Source organism: Streptomyces sp. NPDC020731 (genome assembly GCF_044334705.1).
GTDB lineage: Bacteria > Actinomycetota > Actinomycetes > Streptomycetales > Streptomycetaceae > Streptomyces.
This window is the reverse complement of the sequence record NZ_JBIRTN010000001.1, coordinates 1-16,589: the sequence shown is the minus strand read 5'-3', so window position 1 is coordinate 16,589 and position 16,589 is coordinate 1. Positions and strand designations below refer to the sequence as shown.

Annotated in this window: 13 protein-coding genes and 1 pseudogene; 10 read left to right on the top strand and 4 right to left on the bottom strand. The window is 71.9% G+C overall.

Annotated elements, in window-relative coordinates; genetic code table 11:
* Window positions 1-147: 147 nt before the first annotated feature.
* The gene (locus ACH4VX_RS00070; protein WP_398364505.1) at window positions 148-732 is read right to left on the bottom strand and encodes a biotin transporter BioY; all 585 of its coding nucleotides are present in this window, start codon (window positions 730-732) and stop codon (window positions 148-150) included.
* Window positions 733-1,198: 466 nt separating this feature from the next.
* On the opposite strand from ACH4VX_RS00070, the gene ACH4VX_RS00065 reads away from it, so the two are divergent.
* The 8 genes from ACH4VX_RS00065 (at window position 1,199) to ACH4VX_RS00030 (ending at window position 9,601) form a co-directional block, all read left to right on the top strand.
* On the top strand, window positions 1,199-2,407 hold the full coding sequence (locus ACH4VX_RS00065; RefSeq protein WP_398364503.1) for an ROK family protein: 1,209 nt from the start codon (window positions 1,199-1,201) through the stop codon (window positions 2,405-2,407).
* 211 nt (window positions 2,408-2,618) lie between these two features.
* Window positions 2,619-3,683, top strand: coding sequence for an ABC transporter substrate-binding protein (locus tag ACH4VX_RS00060; RefSeq protein ID WP_398364501.1), 1,065 nt, complete (start codon window positions 2,619-2,621; stop codon window positions 3,681-3,683).
* On the top strand, window positions 3,680-4,540 hold the full coding sequence (locus ACH4VX_RS00055; RefSeq protein ID WP_398364499.1) for an ABC transporter permease: 861 nt from the start codon (window positions 3,680-3,682) through the stop codon (window positions 4,538-4,540). Before ACH4VX_RS00060 ends, ACH4VX_RS00055 begins: the two co-directional genes overlap by 4 nt.
* Window positions 4,516-5,232 (top strand): ABC transporter ATP-binding protein, encoded by a 717-nt coding sequence (locus ACH4VX_RS00050; RefSeq protein ID WP_398364497.1) that lies wholly within the window; start codon window positions 4,516-4,518, stop codon window positions 5,230-5,232. Before ACH4VX_RS00055 ends, ACH4VX_RS00050 begins: the two co-directional genes overlap by 25 nt.
* Before the next feature lie 123 nt (window positions 5,233-5,355).
* A complete protein-coding gene (locus tag ACH4VX_RS00045) occupies window positions 5,356-6,696 on the top strand; it encodes an LLM class flavin-dependent oxidoreductase (protein WP_398364495.1) in 1,341 nt (446 codons plus the stop codon).
* Window positions 6,697-6,727: 31 nt separating this feature from the next.
* Entirely contained in the window at window positions 6,728-7,627 is a 900-nt protein-coding gene (locus ACH4VX_RS00040; RefSeq protein ID WP_398364493.1) for a TauD/TfdA dioxygenase family protein, read from the top strand.
* A gap of 121 nt (window positions 7,628-7,748) precedes the next feature.
* A complete protein-coding gene (locus ACH4VX_RS00035) occupies window positions 7,749-9,128 on the top strand; it encodes an amino acid permease (protein ID WP_398364492.1) in 1,380 nt (459 codons plus the stop codon).
* Between the two features lie 230 nt (window positions 9,129-9,358).
* Window positions 9,359-9,601, top strand: a complete 243-nt coding sequence (locus tag ACH4VX_RS00030; RefSeq protein WP_398364490.1) for a hypothetical protein — start codon at window positions 9,359-9,361, stop codon at window positions 9,599-9,601.
* A 3-nt stretch (window positions 9,602-9,604) separates the two neighbouring features.
* On the opposite strand, the gene ACH4VX_RS00025 is transcribed toward ACH4VX_RS00030, so the two are convergent.
* Entirely contained in the window at window positions 9,605-10,252 is a 648-nt protein-coding gene (locus ACH4VX_RS00025; RefSeq protein WP_398364488.1) for a DsbA family protein, read from the bottom strand.
* Between the two features lie 139 nt (window positions 10,253-10,391).
* On the opposite strand from ACH4VX_RS00025, the gene pepN reads away from it, so the two are divergent.
* Window positions 10,392-12,974, top strand: a complete 2,583-nt coding sequence (gene pepN, locus ACH4VX_RS00020; RefSeq protein WP_398364486.1) for an aminopeptidase N — start codon at window positions 10,392-10,394, stop codon at window positions 12,972-12,974.
* Between the two features lie 201 nt (window positions 12,975-13,175).
* Window positions 13,176-14,225, top strand: coding sequence for a hypothetical protein (locus tag ACH4VX_RS00015; protein WP_398364484.1), 1,050 nt, complete (start codon window positions 13,176-13,178; stop codon window positions 14,223-14,225).
* A 72-nt stretch (window positions 14,226-14,297) separates the two neighbouring features.
* On the opposite strand, the gene ACH4VX_RS00010 is transcribed toward ACH4VX_RS00015, so the two are convergent.
* The gene (locus ACH4VX_RS00010) at window positions 14,298-16,058 is read right to left on the bottom strand and encodes a TIGR03767 family metallophosphoesterase (protein WP_398364482.1); all 1,761 of its coding nucleotides are present in this window, start codon (window positions 16,056-16,058) and stop codon (window positions 14,298-14,300) included.
* Between the two features lie 266 nt (window positions 16,059-16,324).
* Window positions 16,325-16,589, bottom strand: a pseudogene (locus tag ACH4VX_RS00005) (IS5/IS1182 family transposase); the annotation flags it as partial.

Sequence of the window (16,589 nt, the reverse complement as noted above, 5' to 3'; positions counted from 1 at the left end):
CGGGCGCCCCCCGGGGGCTGCCCCGCCGCGGCGGCGCTCCCGGTCCCCCACCCGCGCCGGCTGTGGCCGCGCCAGGCGGGGGGGGGGGGGCGGGGGGGGGGCCCCCCCCCCCCCCCCCCCGGGCCTCTCTCCGCAGAACCCGAGCGGTTACCGCTTGTCGGCGAACTTCCAGGCGGTGGGCAGCACGCCCATCGCCAGGGCCGCCTTCAGGGCGTCGCCGATGAGGAACGGGGTGAGGCCGGCCGCGATCGCGGCGGAGGCGGACATGCCGGTGGCGAGGGCCAGGTAGGGCACGCCGACGGCGTAGATGACCGCCGAGCCGAGCACCATCGTGCCCGCCGTGCGCCAGACGGAGCGGTCGGCGCCGCGGCGGGCCAGGGCGCCCACGACGACGGAGGCCAGCAGCATGCCGAGGACGTAGCCGAAGGACGGCATCCCCGTCCCGGACCCGCCCTCCGCGAACCACGGCACGCCGGCCGCGCCCACCAGCGCGTACACCGCGAGGGAGGCGAAGCCGCGGCGGGCGCCGAGGGCGGTGCCGACGAGGAGCGCCGCGAAGGTCTGGCCGGTCACCGGCACCGGGGAGCCGGGGACGGGCACCGCGATCTGGGCGGCGAGGCCGGTGAGCGCGGCGCCGCCGAGCACGAGCGCGGCGTCCCTGACACGGGAGGCCGGGACGAGGTCCGCGAGGACCTGTCCGGATCGGGCGGACGTGACGGTTGCGGTGCTCATGGGGTCTCCGCGGGGTGAGGGCAGTTGGGGACACCGCGACGCTATACCGGCGTCCGCGCGCCGATCACCGTCAGCGGTCGACAAAGGCGGTGACGCGGACTTGGTGGGCTCCGGACAAAGAGCGGGGGTGACGAGGGGCGTGGGGTGACGCCGGTCACTGAGGTGGGGTGGTTTCGCCGACACACGGCCCGGGAACGGCGGCTGTAGGGACTCACCAAACGGGCCGTGCGGGCTCGTGGACGCCGTCTCGCCCGTCGGTCGCCGTCTGGGCAGCGCGGAACCCGTTTGCTAGCTTCGAGCCATGGTCGCCCAGTCCCGGAACTTCACCTCGCGTCGCCATGTCGACCTGCGACGCGTGGGCGCCACCGCCTGTCGCCTCTCCTAGCGAGGCGGACGGAGCGGATCCGGCGCGCCTCGACTCCCGTACGACGGCGCAGTGTCGGACCCGTTCCCGAGGAAGTTCCCCATGCTTCGTACCGTGGCACCCCCGCATCCTTCCCCTTCCCCCGTACCGCGTGTCGCCGACCCGGACCGGCGCCGGACCAGTGCCAGTGTGGTGCTGCGGTCCGTGCTGGAGCACGGGCCGGTGGCGCGCAGCACCATCGCCCGGCTCACCGGGCTGTCCCCCGCCTCGGTGACCGACCACTGCGCACGCCTGGCGCGGCTCGGGCTCATCCGGGAAGCTGCCGCACCGCGCCGCTCGGGAGGTGTCGGCCGGCCGCACCTGCCGGTGGACGTGGACCGGTCGCGGCTGGTGGTGGGCGGTGTGCACGTGGCGGTGCCATACACCACGGTGGCGTTGCTCGATCTGCGCGGCCGGGTGCTGGCCGAGCGGCGGCTGCGGCACGAGGGAGTCGACCCGTCGCGGGTGCTGGCGCGGGCCGCCGACGGTCTGGCGGCGCTGCTGGACCGGGTGCCGCAGTCCCGGCCGCTGGGTGTCGGTTTCGCGGCCGGCGGCTGGGTGGACCGGCAGGCCGGCACCGTCGTCGAGCATCCGCTGCTGGGCTGGCGCGAGGTCGCGGTGCGGGAGGTGCTCGGCGCGCGCACCGGGCTGCCGGTCCATGTGGACGGGCACGCAAGGGCGTTGGCCGACGCGGAGCGGTTGTTCGGGCGGGTCGCGCGCGGCAGCCGCAGCGCGCTGCACCTGTTCGCCGGCACCATGGTCGACGCGGCGTTCGCCACCCATGACGAGGTGCACCACGGCCCCCGCTCGCAGGCGGGGGCGATCGCCCATCTGCCGCTCGGGGGCGGCACCGAGCCCTGCGTGTGCGGCCGGGTCGGCTGCCTCCAGGCGGAGTTGGGCGAACGCACCCTGTGCCGGCGGGCGCGGGAGGCCGGGGTCACCGACGGCACGGACCCGGCGCAGGTGGTCGACGCGGCGGCGGCCGGGCATCCGGTGGCCGTGCGGCTGCTGCTGGAGCGGGCCCGCATGGTGGGGCGCGCGGTGCGGCTGCTGACCGATGTGCTCAATCCGGAGAGCGTCGTCGTCACCGAGATCGGCGTCATCCACCGTCCGGACTGCCTCACCGCGCTGCGCGCCGAGCTCGACGAGGAGCGGGCGGCCAGGGTCGTACCGACGAGTTTTCCGGATTCCGTGTCGGCGGTGGCCGGCGGATCGGTGGCTCTCGACGTCCTCTACCGGGATCCGCTGGGCGTTTCACCTGAGCTGACTTAATTCAGAAACTCCGAATATTGACAGACCTCATCCGAGGACAGGAAACTCCTGGTCATGAGCTGTCGCACCCTCTGTTGCTGACACGTTGACGCGCGAGCACCCGAAGCGTCCATCCCCTCCTGCGTGAATTCCCTTCCGTAGCATTTTCCTGCCCGGAATTCATCGCCCATTCCTGTCCTGTGCCATTTTCATGAACTCCGGGAGTTCCTCCATGCCCGCACCCCCCGCGTCCGGCATCGACCGGCGGCTCTTCCTCTCCTCCCTGCTCGGCGTCACCGCCGCTGCCGCCGGGCTGAGCGGCTGCGCAGAAGCCGGCGCCGCGGCCGGCGACGCGTCCCTGAAGGATCCGCTCGCCACGAAGGTCCCGGCCGGTACGAGTCTGAAGATCTCCTCGTTCCAGAACTTCCAGCAACTCCAGCTGAAGCTCGCCGGCCTCGACGACCTGCCCTTCGAGGTGGGCAACTGGCTGAACGTCGGGGCCGGTCCGGATGTCATCAACGCCTTCCGCGCCCACTCCCTGGAACTCGCCAACAATGCCGGAATCCCGCCGATCCAGGCGTACTACCAGGGATTCGACGCGAAGATCGTCGCGATCAACGTCACCCGCAAGCCGAACTATCTCTTCGCCACCAGACCCGGCAGCGCCATCCGCGCGGTCGAGGACTTCCGGGGCAAGCGGCTCGCCTTCTCCCAGGGCCAGGCCCAGGGCGTCGTCCTGCTGCGCGCCCTGAAGGAGGCGGGGCTGAAGTACGACGACGCCGAGCTGGTCCCGCTGACCAGCAACCAGTTCCTCACCGCCCTGCAGTCCGGACAGGTGGACATCGCGCCGCTCGGCAACACCCAGGCGCCGTCCTATCTGAAGCAGTACGGGTCCAAGGGCGCCCGGACCATCCCCACCGAGGTGGTGGACCTGCTCAATCTGCTGTGGGCGCCGACCACCGTGCTGGCCGACCGGGCGAAGGCCGCCGCGATCGCCGCGTACATCCCGTACTGGGCCAAGGGCGCGGTGTGGCAGTACGAGCACCCGGACGAATGGAACAAGGAGTACTACGTCAAGACGCAGAACCTGACCCTCGCGCAGGCCGAGTCCATCACCGAGCTGGCCAACAAGCCGTTTTTCCCGCCCAGTTGGGACGAGGCGATCGCGTGGGAGCAGGAGACCGCCGATCTGCTGGCGGAGGGCGGTTACGTGAAGAAGTTCGACGTCGGCGAGCTCTTCGACCGGCGCTTCGAGTCCCTCGCCGCCGAGGCCGTACCCGAGGAGTACCGGAAGTGACCGCCGTGACCACGACCACCGTCCCCGCACCGCCCGCCGCCGTCGGCCACGACGAGGAGGAGGCACACCGGGTACGCCGGCGACGGCGCCTCTCCCCCGGCAAACGGCTGCCCGCCACGCGGCTGCTCGGTCCCGCGCTCGTCCTCGTCCTGTGGGCCGCCGCCTCCGCCGCCGGTCAGCTGGACCCCGGGGCGATCCCCGCCCCCTGGACGGTGCTGGAGACCGGGGTCCGGCTGTGGACCGAGGGCACCCTGCCGAACGACATCCTCACCTCGCTCCAGCGGGCCGGCTCCGGTTTCGCGATCGGTCTGACCGCGGGCATCGTCCTCGCGCTGGCCTCCGGGCTCAGCCGGACCGGCGAGGCGCTGATCGACGGGAGCGTGCAGCTGAACCGGGCGGTGCCCACGCTCGGTCTGATCCCGCTGTTCATCCTGTGGCTGGGCATCGGCGAGACGTTCAAGATCGCGATCATCGCCATCGTCGTCTACATCCCGATCTACCTGAACACGCATTCCGCGCTGTCCGGCATCGACCACCGGTTCGTGGAACTGGCGGAGGTGCAGGGCCTGTCCCGGATCGCCTTCGTCCGGCAGGTCGTCGTCCCGGGCGCGCTGCCCGGCTTCTTCGTCGGGCTGCGGCTGGGCGTGACCGGCTCCTGGCTGGGCCTGGTCGTCCTCGAACAGATCAACGCCACCAGCGGACTCGGCTACATGATGTTCCAGGCACAGAACTACGGCCAGACCGACGTCATCCTCGTAGGCCTCGTCGTCTACGGCGTCTTCGGCCTCGTCTCGGACACCCTCGTCCGCCTGATCGAACGGAGGGTGCTGTCATGGCGCCGCACACTGAGCAACTGACCCGGCCCGTCGTACGGCTGCGCGGCCTCACCCGCTCCTTCGAGGGGCGTACGGTCCTCGACGGCATCGATCTCGACCTGCCGGCGGGGCAGTTCACGGCTCTGCTCGGGCACAGCGGTTCCGGCAAGAGCACCCTGCTGCGCGCCGTCGCGGGCATCGACCACGGGGTCGCGGGCAGCGGAACGCTCACCGCGCCCGAGAAGGTGTCGGTGGTCTTCCAGGACTCCCGGCTGCTGCCCTGGCGCCGCATCCTGCCCAACGTCCTGCTGGGTCTGGACGGCGCCGACGCCGAGGAGCGCGGCCGTGCGGCCCTCTCCGAGGTCGGTCTCGGCGGCCGGGAGCGCGCCTGGCCGAGCGAGCTGTCCGGGGGCGAGGCGCAGCGCGCCGCCCTGGCCCGCTCCCTGGTGCGGGATCCGGAACTGCTGCTCGCCGACGAGCCGTTCGGGGCGCTGGACGCGTTGACACGCATCAAGATGCACGCGTTGTTGCGGCAGTTGTGGGAGCGGCATCGGCCGTCGGTGCTGCTCGTGACCCACGACGTGGATGAGGCGGTCGTTCTCGCGGATCGCGTGCTCGTGCTGGAGCGGGGGCGTGTGGGGCTTGATCTGTCCATCGATCGCGAGGAGGGCTCTCACGGGGAGTACCGGGCGCGGTTGTTGCGAGCGCTCGGTGTGACGGAGGACGTGAAGTGAGCGTCGGCTGTCCTCCGGGGGCTGCCGCCCCCGTGCTCCCGATCCGGCCCTGAACGGGCCTGGTCCCCGAACTTCCCCGGACGGGTTGTCGCACCTCCCCTCCTCCCAGGCCAAGGAACTTCCATGACCCGAAAGCTCCACCTCAACGCCTTCCTCATGAACACCGGACACCACGAGGCCTCCTGGCGCCTCCCCGAGAGCGACCCCTACGCGCATGTCGACCTCGCCCACTACGTACGGCTGGCGCGGACCGCCGAACGGGGCACCTTCGACTCGCTGTTCCTCGCCGACGGCCCTCAGCTGTGGAACACCGTCGCGCAGCGTCCCGCCGGGGCGCTGGAACCGCTCACCCTGCTCACCGCCCTGGCGACGGCCACCGAGCACATCGGGCTGATCGCGACGGCGTCGACGTCGTACAACTCCCCCTACAACCTGGCCCGCAAGTTCGCCTCGCTGGACATCATCAGCGGTGGCCGGGCCGGCTGGAACATCGTCACCACCGCCGGTTCCGAGGCCGCCCGCAACTTCGGCCTGGACGCCGAGCCCGCGCACGCCGAACGGTACGCCCGGGCCGCCGAGTTCCTCGATGTCGCCCGTCTGCTGTGGGACAGCTGGGAGGACGACACGATCGTCGCCGACAAGGCGGCCGGGGTGTGGGGCGACGACGCCAAGATCCACCCGCCCCGGCACCGGGGGAGGTACTTCAGCGTTGAGGGCGCCCTCAACGTCCCGCGCACGCCCCAGGGGCACCCGCTCCTCGTGCAGGCGGGCTCCTCCGAGGACGGCAAGCGGTTCGCGGCCCGGTACGCGGAGGCGGTGTTCACCGCACAGCAGACGCTCGCCGGCGCGCAGGCCTTCTTCACCGATCTCAAGGCCCGTACGGCGGCGGCCGGGCGCGACCCCGACCACATCAAGGTGCTGCCCGGCATCGTGCCGGTCGTCGGCTCCACCGAGGCGGAGGCGCGGCACCAGGAGCAGCTGCTGGAGGACCACATCGTGCACGAGCACGGGGTGCGCCGCCTCGAGGAGCTGCTGCGTCTGGGCCCCGGCTCACTCGACCTCGACTCCGAACTGCCCGACGGGCTGCCGTCCGAGGACGCCATCGAGGGGGCCAGGAGCCGCTACACGCTCATCGTGGAGCTGGCCCGGCGCGAGCGGCTCACCGTGCGGCAGCTGATCGGCCGGCTCGGCGGCGGACGCGGGCACCTGACCTTCGCGGGCACACCCGAGCAGGTCGCCGACACCATCGAGCAGTGGTTCTCCCTCGGCGCCGCCGACGGCTTCAACATCATGCCCGCCGTCCTGCCGTCCGGCCTCGACACCTTCGTCGACCACGTCGTCCCGATCCTGCGCGCCCGCGGCCTGCTCCGCACGGAGTACGGACCGCGGCAGACCCTGCGGGAGCGCTACGGCCTCCCGCGCCCGGCCAACCAGCACGTCACCGACGTACCCGCCCTCGTCTGACCCTCCTCCGATCCGGAAGGAAACCCGTACCATGGCCGACCTCGAGATCACCAAGGTCACCGCGCGCATCGGCGCCCAGGTCTCCGGCATCGACATCTCCCAGCCGCTGGACGACGAGACCGTCGCCGCGCTCCGGGACGCCCTGAACACCCACAAGACCCTGCTCTTCGACGACGTGAACCTCGACGACGAGGGCCAGCAGGCCTTCGCCCGCCACTTCGGCGACATCACCGGCGCCCACCCGACGGTGCCGGCCGTCGACGGCGCCCCCAACGTGCTGCCGGTCGACAGTGAGGGCGGCCGCGCCGCCAACAACTGGCACACGGACGTCACCTTCGTCCTCAATCCGCCCCAGGCCAGCACCCTGCGCAGCATCACGATCCCGCCCTACGGCGGCGAGACGCTGATCGCGAACTCGGCCGCCGCCTACCGCGACCTCCCCGAGCCGCTCCGGAAGCTCGCCGACACCCTGTGGGCCGAGCACACCAACGACTACGACTACGCCGTCCCGGAGGAGGCCGTCGACGAGGCGGAGGCGGCCCGGCGTGCCCGGTTCACCTCGGTCAGGTACCGCACCGCCCACCCCGTGGTGCGCGTGCACCCGCTGACCGGCGAGCGCGGGCTGTTCATCGGCGGGTTCGCGCAGCGGATCGTGGGTCTGTCGAGGGGCGAGTCCCGCAAGGTCCTCGACCTGCTCCAGGCCTACGTCACCCGGCCCGAGAACCTGGTCCGCTGGCGCTGGTCGCCCGATCAGCTGGTGCTGTTCGACAACCGCATCACCCAGCACTACGCCGTCGACAACTACGACGGTCTGCCGCGCCGGCTGCACCGGGTGACCGTCGCCGGTGACATCCCGGTCGGTATCGAGGGGAAGGAGTCCTACTCGATCGAGGGGGACGCCTCGCACTACACGACGGTCGCCGCCGGGTGACCGGAACATCACCCTCCGCATGACACGTGTCCACATGCCGGGCGGCCTCCCCGGGTACCCGGGGAGGCCGCCCAGACTGGGTGGCGTTTTTGCCCTCTCCCGCATTGGACGAGTCGCGCCCATGCCCCGTACCACTGTCGAGACGCCTCCCGAGGCGGACGGCGTCTCCCTCTCGCACGGCCTGAAGCAACGCCACCTGTCGATGATCGCCCTCGGCGGGGTGATCGGCGCCGGGCTGTTCGTCGGCTCCGGGGCGGGCATCGCCGCCGCCGGCCCCTCCATCGTCGTCGCCTACACCCTCTCCGGCCTCCTGGTGATGCTGGTGATGCGGATGCTGGGCGAGATGTCCGCCGCCCATCCCTCGTCCGGCTCCTTCTCCGCGCACGCCGAGCGGGCGATCGGGCCCTGGGCGGGGTTCACCGCCGGCTGGTCGTTCTGGGTGCTGCTGTGCACGGCGGTCGGCCTGGAGGGCATCGGCGCCGCGACGATCGTCACCGGCTGGCTGCCGGGAACGCCCGAGTGGGCGTGGGTGGCGCTGTTCATGGTGGTGTTCTGCGGGACGAACCTCGCGGCGGTGAAGAACTTCGGCGAGTTCGAGTTCTGGTTCGCGGCCCTGAAGGTCGGCGCGATCTCCCTGTTCCTGGTGCTGGGCGTGCTGGCCGTCGCGGGCATGCTGCCGGGCACGGACTCCCCCGGCGTCTCCCACCTCACCGACTTCCTCCCCAACGGCGCGGAGGGCCTGGTGATCGGGCTGCTCGCCTCCGTCTTCGCGTACGGCGGTCTGGAGACGGTCACCATCGCGGCGGCCGAGTCGCAGAACCCGGTCAAGGGCGTGGCGAGCGCGGTCCGTACGGCGATGTGGCGGATCGCGCTGTTCTACATCGGCTCGATGGCGGTCATCGTCACCCTGGTCCCGTGGGACTCCCCGGCGGTCGTCGAGAAGGGCCCGTACGTCGCCGCCCTGGACCGCCTCGGCATCCCGGGCGCCGGCCGGCTGATGGACGTCGTGATCCTGGTCGCGCTGCTGTCCGCGATGAACGCCAACATCTACGGCGCCTCGCGCATCGGCTACTCCCTGGTGGAGCGCGGGCAGGGCCCGAAGGCGCTCGGCCGGGTGTCGGGCGGGGTGCCGCGGATCGCCGTGCTGGCCTCCTCGGCCTTCGGCTTCCTGTGCGTGCTGCTGAGCTACTGGCGGCCGGACGACGTCTTCGCCTGGCTGCTGAACACCATCGGCGCGGTGATCCTGGTCGTCTGGATCTTCATCGCCGTCTCCCAGCTGCGGCTGCGCCGCCGGCTGGAGCGCGAGGCGCCCGAGCGGCTCGCGGTGCGGATGTGGGCGTACCCGTGGCTGACCTGGGTGGCGCTGGCCGGTATGGCGGCGGTCTTCGTCCTCATGGCCCGGGAGCCGGACACGCGGGTGCAGCTGTACTCGACGGGCGCGATGACGCTGCTCCTGGCGGCCGGGGGATACGCCCGGCAGCGGGCGCGCGCCCGGAGCTGACGCCCGCCCCGACGGCCCTCGCGTGAACACGCGGGGGCCGTTTCGCGTACCCGGGACTCACGGACAGGCCCTTCTGCTGTTAGCGTGCAGTTGCAAGTAACTTGCAACAAGTGTCCTGCCTCGTGATCGTCTTCTCACCGTTCACCCGGCAGGCGGAAAGAGGGAAGCCCCCGCGAGGACAGGACTCGCGGGGGCTTCCGGTATGCGGCAATCCGGGTCATGGTTGCGCAATGGCGACACAGAGGACGATGAGGGACTACTGCTGGACCTGCGGCGGGGACCAGCAACACCGCCGACTGAACAAGAAGGAGGAGGACTGGCTCAAGGAACGGCTCGGCCGGTCCGGGGTCGGCGAGTTCTGGCTCTGTGTGAACGTGCTCGACCCCGACGCCGGGAAGCAGTGCCGCAACCTGCGTACGGGCTTCAACAAGAAACCCTTCGCCGCGCCGATCAGGGTACCCGTGATCGAGTGACCGTCACAGGTTGCTGAAGTCCGGCCCCTTCGTCCGGGAGCGCTTGATCTCGTAGAAGCCCGGGACGGAGGCCACCGCGAGGGTGCCGTCCCACAGGCGGGCGGCCTCTTCGCCCTTCGGGGCCGGGGTGACGACCGGGCCGAAGAAGGCGATCTCCCCGCCGTCGGGTCCGGGGACCGCGATGACCGGGGTGCCGACCTCCTGGCCGACCTTCTCGATGCCCTCCTTGTGGGAGGCGCGCAGCTCCGGCTCGTACGGGGTGGAGTCCCAGTGCTCCATGAGGGACTCGGGCAGGCCGACGTCCTTCAGGGCGGCGGCGACCGTCTCCTTCCCGGGGCCCTCGCCCTGGTTGTGGATGCGGGTGCCGAGCGCGGTGTAGAGGTCGCCGAGCACCTCGGCGCCGTGCTCCTGCCGGGCCGCGATGACCACCCGGACCGGGCCCCAGGCCTTGACCTCGAGCATCTCGCGGTACTCCGCGGGGAGCTCGTCGAGCTTGTCCTCGTTGAGGACGGCGAGGCTCATCAGGTGCCAGCGGACCTCGATGTCCCGCACCTTCTCCACCTCCCGCACCCATCGGGAGGTCATCCAGGCCCAGGGGCACAGCGGGTCGAACCAGAAGTCGACGGGCGTGGCGGAAGACGTGTCCGACATGTCACTCCTCGTGAAGGCGGTATCTCCGTGTGACAACGCCGCGGCTCGTCCCGGCCATTCCCGGCTGCCCCACGTCAGGAGCGCATGGCAGGATCGGTCCTGTTCATCCATGCCGACGACGCCATGAGGAGTACCGCCCGTGCCCGGTGAGAATCTGACCCGCGACGAGGCCCGGGAGCGGGCAGCCCTGCTGTCCGTCGACGGGTACGAGGTGTCCCTGGACCTGCGTTCGGCGGTCGGCGAGCACAGCGGCGGGGGGCCGCGCACCTTCCGCTCCGTCACCACCGTCCGGTTCCGCTGCGCCGAGCCGGGCGCGAGCAGCTTCGCGGACCTGATCGCGCCGGGCGTGACGGCCCTCTCCCTCAACGGGCGGGACCTCGACCCCGGCCGGGTCTTCGACGGCTCGCGGATCACGCTGGAGGACCTGGCCGCCGAGAACGAACTCGTCGTCGACGCGCGGTGCGCCTACTCCCGCACCGGCGAGGGCATGCACCGCTTCGTCGACCCCGAGGACGGCGAGGTGTACCTGTACACCCAGTACGAGCCGGCCGACTCCCGCCGGGTCTTCGCCAACTTCGAGCAGCCCGACCTCAAGGCGCCGTACCGCTTCGAGGTGCGCGCGCCCGAGGGCTGGACGGTGTGGAGCAACGGGGCCGGGGAACTCACCGACGGGGTGTGGCGGTTCGCGGAGACCAAGCCGATCTCGACGTACATCACGTGCGTGGTGGCCGGCCCGTACCACTACGCGACCGACTCCTACGAGCGGGTCCTCGAGGACGGTACGCGCCTGGAGATCCCGCTCGGCGCGATGTGCCGCAAGGGTCTCGCGCCGCACTTCGACGCCGACGACGTGTTCCTGGTGACCAAGCAGGGCCTGGACTTCTTCCACGACCACTTCGACTACCCGTACCCGTTCGGGAAGTACGACCAGGCGTTCGTGCCCGAGTACAACCTGGGCGCGATGGAGAATCCGGGGATGGTGACCTTCCGGGAGGAGTTCATCTTCCGGGGCAAGGTGACACGGGCGTCGTACGAGGGCCGGGCCAACGTCGTCCTGCACGAGATGGCGCACATGTGGTTCGGCGACCTGGTCACCATGGAGTGGTGGGACGACCTGTGGCTGAAGGAGTCCTTCGCGGACTTCATGGGCGCGTTCTCGCTGGTCGGCGCGACCCGCTTCACCGACGGCTGGATCACCTTCGCCAACCGCCGCAAGGCGTGGGCGTACCGCGCGGACCAGCTGCCGTCCACGCACCCGATCACCGCCGACATCCGCGACCTGCAGGACGCCAAGCTCAACTTCGACGGCATCACGTACGCGAAGGGCGCCTCGGTGCTCAAGCAGCTGGTGGCCTACGTCGGTCAGGACGCGTTCCTGGAGGGTGCCCGGCGCTACTTCAAGCGGCACGCGTACGGCAACACCCGGCTCGGTGACCTGCTGTCGGTCCTGGAGGAGACCAGCGGGCGGGACATGGCCGCCTGGTCGCGGGCGTGGCTGCAGACGGCCGGCGTCAACTCCCTCACCCCGCAGGTGCTGTTGCGCGAGGACGGCCGGATCGACGAGCTGGCCGTCGTGCAGGAAGCGGCGGAGTCGCACCCCGAACTGCGCCCGCACCGGGTGGCGGTGGGTCTGTACCGGCGCACCGACGCCGGTGCCCTGGAGCGGTACGCGCAGGCCGAGACGGACGTCGAGGGGGCGCGTACGGTCGTGGCGGAGCTGGCGGGCGCGGACGCGCCGGAGCTGGTGCTGGTCAACGACGACGACCTGACGTACTGCAAGACGCGGTTCGACGAGACCTCGCTGGCGGCGCTGCGGCGCGGTCTCGGCTCCATGACCGACCCGCTGGCCCGCGCCCTGTGCTGGTCGGCGCTGTGGAACATGACGCGGGACGCGCTGCTGCCGGCCCGGGAGTTCATCGGCCTGGTGGTGAAGTTCGCGGGCCGGGAGACCGACATCGGCGTGCTGCAGATGCTGCACGCGTGGGCGGAGTCGGCGGCGGTGCACTACACCGCGGCCGAGCGGCGGGCGGAGGCCGGGCGGGAGCTCTGCCGGATCGCCTCCGTCCAGATGTACTCCGCCGAGGCGGGCAGCGAGCACCAGCTGGCGTGGGCGAGGTTCTTCGCCCACGTGGCCGCCGTACCGGCCGACTTCGAGCTGCTGACCTCGCTGCTCGACGGCACGGTGACCCTGCCGGGCCTGGAGGTGGACCAGGAGCTGCGCTGGGCGTTCCTGGAGCCGCTGGCCGCGCACGGGGCGGCGGACGAGAAGCGGCTCGACGAGGAGCTGGCCCGGGACGACACCGCGTCCGGCAAGCGGCACCACGTGCGCTGTCTGGCCGCCCGCCCGTCGGCGGCGGTCAAGGCACAGTGCTGGGCGCAGGTCGTGGAGTCGGACGCGCTGTCCAACGCGCTGGTGGAGGCCACCATCTCGGGCTTCGCCCAGGCGTCCCAGCGGGAGCTGCTCGCGCCGTACGCGGAGAGGTACTTCGCGGCGATCGAGCGGGTGTGGACCGAGCGGTCGATCCAGATCGGCATGGACGTGGTGCGGGGCCTGTTCCCCTCCTTCCAGGACTCGCAGGCGACGCTGGACGCGACGGACGCGTGGCTCACGTCCCACGAGGACGCGGCCCCTGCCCTGCGCCGGCTGGTCCTGGAGTCCCGCGACGACCTGGCCCGCGCCCTGCGCGGCCAGGCCTGCGACGCGGCCGCCGCCGGCAGCTGAGGGACGGCTCCGGCCCTCGACCGGGCGTTCCGCCGTCGTTACAAGATGCGTGCTCCGCAGCCGTGACCCCTGGCCCACATCCGAACGGACCAGGGGTTTTCGGTATCCGAACACACGTCCTTTAGTGCAGGCTTGTCCTCATTTGTCGACGACCGTGTAACAGGGGTTCGGAGACGGGCCGGAGGCGGGAAATTGCCGGTCATGAACCACAACACCCCGCTCTCCCCCCGCCCCCTGCACCACCTCTCCGCCGACGCCGGACGCCGGGTGCTGACCCACGCACAACTGCGCGCCCACGGCGTCTCCGCCGCGAAGGCCGGCGAGCAGTGCCGCCCCGGCGGACCCTGGCAGCAGCTGCTCCCGGGCGTCGTCCTGCTCCACCCCGGCCCGCCGACCAGCGAGGAGCGGCTGCACGCGGTGCTGATGTACGCGGCACGGGAACGGACCGCGGGCGTCCCCGTCCAGCCCGGCACGGAGGGTCCTCCCGCGTCCGCCTACGGGGAGGCGATGATCACCGGGCCGGCCGCGCTGACCCTGCACGGCTTCCCGTCCGCTCCCCCGCTGCCGTCCCTGGAGGTCTTCGACGTCCTGGTCCCGAGGCTGCGCCGGCTGCGCTCGACGGGCTGCGTCCGTATCGTCCGCACCGCCGACCTGCCCGTCCCGGAGCAGGTCACGGGCCTGCCGGTGGCCCCGGTCGCGCGCGCGCTGGCCGACGCCGTGGCGGGCCTGCAGGACGCGGGCACGGTGCGCCGGCTGCTCACGGAGGCGGTACGCGGCGGCTTCTGCGACCCGGCGGCGGCGGTGCGCGAGCTGACCGCCGCGAAGCTGCTGAACCGGCCGCACGTGGTGGACGCGGTGGACTCGCTGCTGGCCGAGGGGCGGACGCTGGCGGAGTCCCGGCTGTACCGGATGGTGCGCGACCACGGCCTGCCCGACCCGTGCTGGAACGTCGACCTGCGGCTGCCGGGCGGACCCCACCTCGGCGGCCTGGACGCGTACTGGCCGGAGCACGCGGTGGCGGTGGAACTGGACACCCGCGCGCCGCTCCCGGGCCGGCGGCCCGACGAGGCCGAGTGGTCGGAGTACGCCCGCAGGCGCGAACACCTGGAGCGCCTGGGCATCACGGTCGTCCACATCACCCCGCGCAAGCTGCGGGACGCGATGGAGCAGCAGGCGGCGGTGGTCCGTACCGCGCTGATCGCCTCGGCCGACCGCGATCCGTCGGCGTATGTCGTGGTGCTGCCCCGGTAGGGGGCCGGGGCGGCACCGTCGGGAGGGGAGCGGAGGGGCCGTCGGACGGCCCCTCCTCGTACGTGTGCCGGATCAGCGCTTCCTCAGCACCAGCTCGGTGTTGCGGTCCCCCGGGTCGCCGGCCAGGTCCGTGCGGGAGCCGGGGGCGTTGAAGGAGAGCTCGCGGTAGAGGGCGGCCAGGCCGGTCTGGGAGAGGTCGGTGAAGTCCGTGCGGTGCGGGGCCGAGGACTCGACGAGGGTGGTGAAGAGCGACAGCGTGCCGTCCTTGTTGTCCACCAGCTCGATGACGCGGGCCAGTTGGGGGAAGTCGACGTGGGAGGCGGTGGAGATCTCCCAGAAGGCGCCGCCGGACCCGGTGTGCGGGGTGATCGCGTTGCGGTGGATGTGCCCGTTGACCCAGGCGACCACGTTCCGGTGCCGGCCGAGGAGCGCGACGAGCTCCTCGCCGGTGTGGCGCCGCTCGTCGGGGCGGGCCGGGTCGCGGGTGGTGTTGTTCATCGACGTGCTCGTGTGGTGGCTGAACACGATGACGCGGGAGTCCTGGTTCTCGGCGAGCGTCCGCTCCAGCCAGCGCAGCTGTGCCGTGCCGAGGGAGCCGTTGTAGTGGCCGCCCGGGTCGGTGGTGTCGAGGCTGACACCGAGGACGTCGTCGGCGATGCGGAAGGCGTAGTACTGGGTGCCCGCGTCGAGGTTCTCCGCGGAGTAGCCGTGACCCACCGGGCCGACACCGCGGTACGCCGGGTCCAGGTGTGCCCGGAGGTACTCGGCGGGAGTGAAGGGCGCGCGTTTCTCGTCGCGGGTGACGGAGCGCATGGCGCGGGCGTGGGCCGCCAGGAAGTCGCCATACCGCACACCCCCGGGGTCCGTGGCCTTCTTGATGGTCTGCTGGAGCCGGTGCGCCTCGGCCGCCGGCAGGTCCATCAGCTTCCGCCCGCCGACGGCGAGTTCGGTGAGGCGGGAGTCGCCGTGGGAGGCGTAGCAGCCGAGCGGCATCGAGTCGTGGTTGCCGACGGTGGAGTACCAGGGCAGGTTGAGGCCGGGGCTGTTCACCTCGCGGACGGCCGCCGCGAGGAAGCCGTCCAGGTGCGGGAAGCCGAGTTGTTTGTCGGCGTCGCGGAGTGCGGTGTCGGGGTGCCAGTAATGCCTCAGCCCGCTGTTCTGGACGCCCTCGTAGTGGCGCGGGTCCCCGGTGTTCGGGGTGACGCGGCCACCGCTCATCACCGTCAGGAACCACTCCAGCTCCGAGCGGCAGTTGTTGTCCGTGTTGTCGCCGGTGGTCATCGCGAAGTGCAGCGGCGAGCCGGTGACGGGGGCGCCGCGCAGCGCGTTGACCCGCTCCACGAGGGCGACCGCGCCCTGGACGGTCAGGGCCTCCTGGGGCCGCCAGGCGTGCACGTCCGTCGAGCGCAGGTACTCCAGGCGCAGCGGATGCTGGGTGTCGATGATGTGCAGGTCGGTGAGTTGCACGAACGCGGCGAGCGCGGTCCGGCGGCCGTCCCGCCCGGACCGCGGTCCGGCCAGCTCGCCGCGCACCACCCGGCCCCAGCCCGGCCCTTCGGCGAGGCGCCGGTAGCCCGCGCCGCGGCGCGGGGCCGTCGCGGCGGCGACGGTGGTGCCGCGGGTGTACGGAGCGAGCGGGGCGGCCGGTGCCCGGCGGGAGGAGGTGAGCACGGCCTCCTCCGCACCGGAACCGGAGCCCGCCGCGGCGGCCCGGCCCCCGCCGGGCCACAGGGCGTAGCCGGCTCCGGCGGCGAGGGCCGTTGCTCCGCCGGCGGCGAGGAGGGAACGACGGTGGGGTCCAGTGGAGCCGGCGACTGAGCGTATGCGCGACATGGCGCTTGTCTCCCCGGGTGCGAACGCGTCGGCAGTGGTCGCGGGGTGCTCGCCGGGCGAACGTCCCGCTCGTACTGGATGCTTGGCACCGGGGATGACCTGTGCGTGAACGAGACGGCAACGCGCGACACCGATCGCCGTACGTCGGTCCCGGACCGCTCGCGGGCCGCCGCAGCCGTCGCCGGCCGCTCCCGCACCGGCCGGGGAGCGGTCACGCCGCGTTCATCTCACGGGGCAGCGGCTAGGGTCTGTTGCGAAAGTGCTGGTCACAGCCATTCGTTGATGGCCGCGACCAGCACGGTCGCTTCGTAGCGGACGGCGAGTTTGTCGTACCTGGTGGCAACAGCCCGGTGGCGCTTGAGGCGGTTGATCCCGCACTCGACCGCATGCCGCTGCTTGTAGTCGTCCTTGTCGAACGTCGGCGGCCGCCCGCCGTGCGATCCGCGCTTCTGCCGGTTGCGGACGCGGTCCGCCGGGATGGGGATCGTGGCCTTGATCCCGCGTCTGCGCAGGTAGGAGCGGTTGTCGCGG

Coding starts and splice junctions, on each gene's coding strand:
- ACH4VX_RS00070 (WP_398364505.1), bottom strand. CDS start 732: ATGAGCACCGCAACCGTCACGTCCGCCCGATCCGGACAGGTCCTCGCG.
- ACH4VX_RS00065 (WP_398364503.1), top strand. CDS start 1,199: ATGCTTCGTACCGTGGCACCCCCGCATCCTTCCCCTTCCCCCGTACCG.
- ACH4VX_RS00060 (WP_398364501.1), top strand. CDS start 2,619: ATGCCCGCACCCCCCGCGTCCGGCATCGACCGGCGGCTCTTCCTCTCC.
- ACH4VX_RS00050 (WP_398364497.1), top strand. CDS start 4,516: ATGGCGCCGCACACTGAGCAACTGACCCGGCCCGTCGTACGGCTGCGC.
- ACH4VX_RS00045 (WP_398364495.1), top strand. CDS start 5,356: ATGACCCGAAAGCTCCACCTCAACGCCTTCCTCATGAACACCGGACAC.
- ACH4VX_RS00040 (WP_398364493.1), top strand. CDS start 6,728: ATGGCCGACCTCGAGATCACCAAGGTCACCGCGCGCATCGGCGCCCAG.
- ACH4VX_RS00035 (WP_398364492.1), top strand. CDS start 7,749: ATGCCCCGTACCACTGTCGAGACGCCTCCCGAGGCGGACGGCGTCTCC.
- ACH4VX_RS00030 (WP_398364490.1), top strand. CDS start 9,359: ATGGCGACACAGAGGACGATGAGGGACTACTGCTGGACCTGCGGCGGG.
- ACH4VX_RS00025 (WP_398364488.1), bottom strand. CDS start 10,252: ATGTCGGACACGTCTTCCGCCACGCCCGTCGACTTCTGGTTCGACCCG.
- ACH4VX_RS00015 (WP_398364484.1), top strand. CDS start 13,176: ATGAACCACAACACCCCGCTCTCCCCCCGCCCCCTGCACCACCTCTCC.
- ACH4VX_RS00010 (WP_398364482.1), bottom strand. CDS start 16,058: ATGTCGCGCATACGCTCAGTCGCCGGCTCCACTGGACCCCACCGTCGT.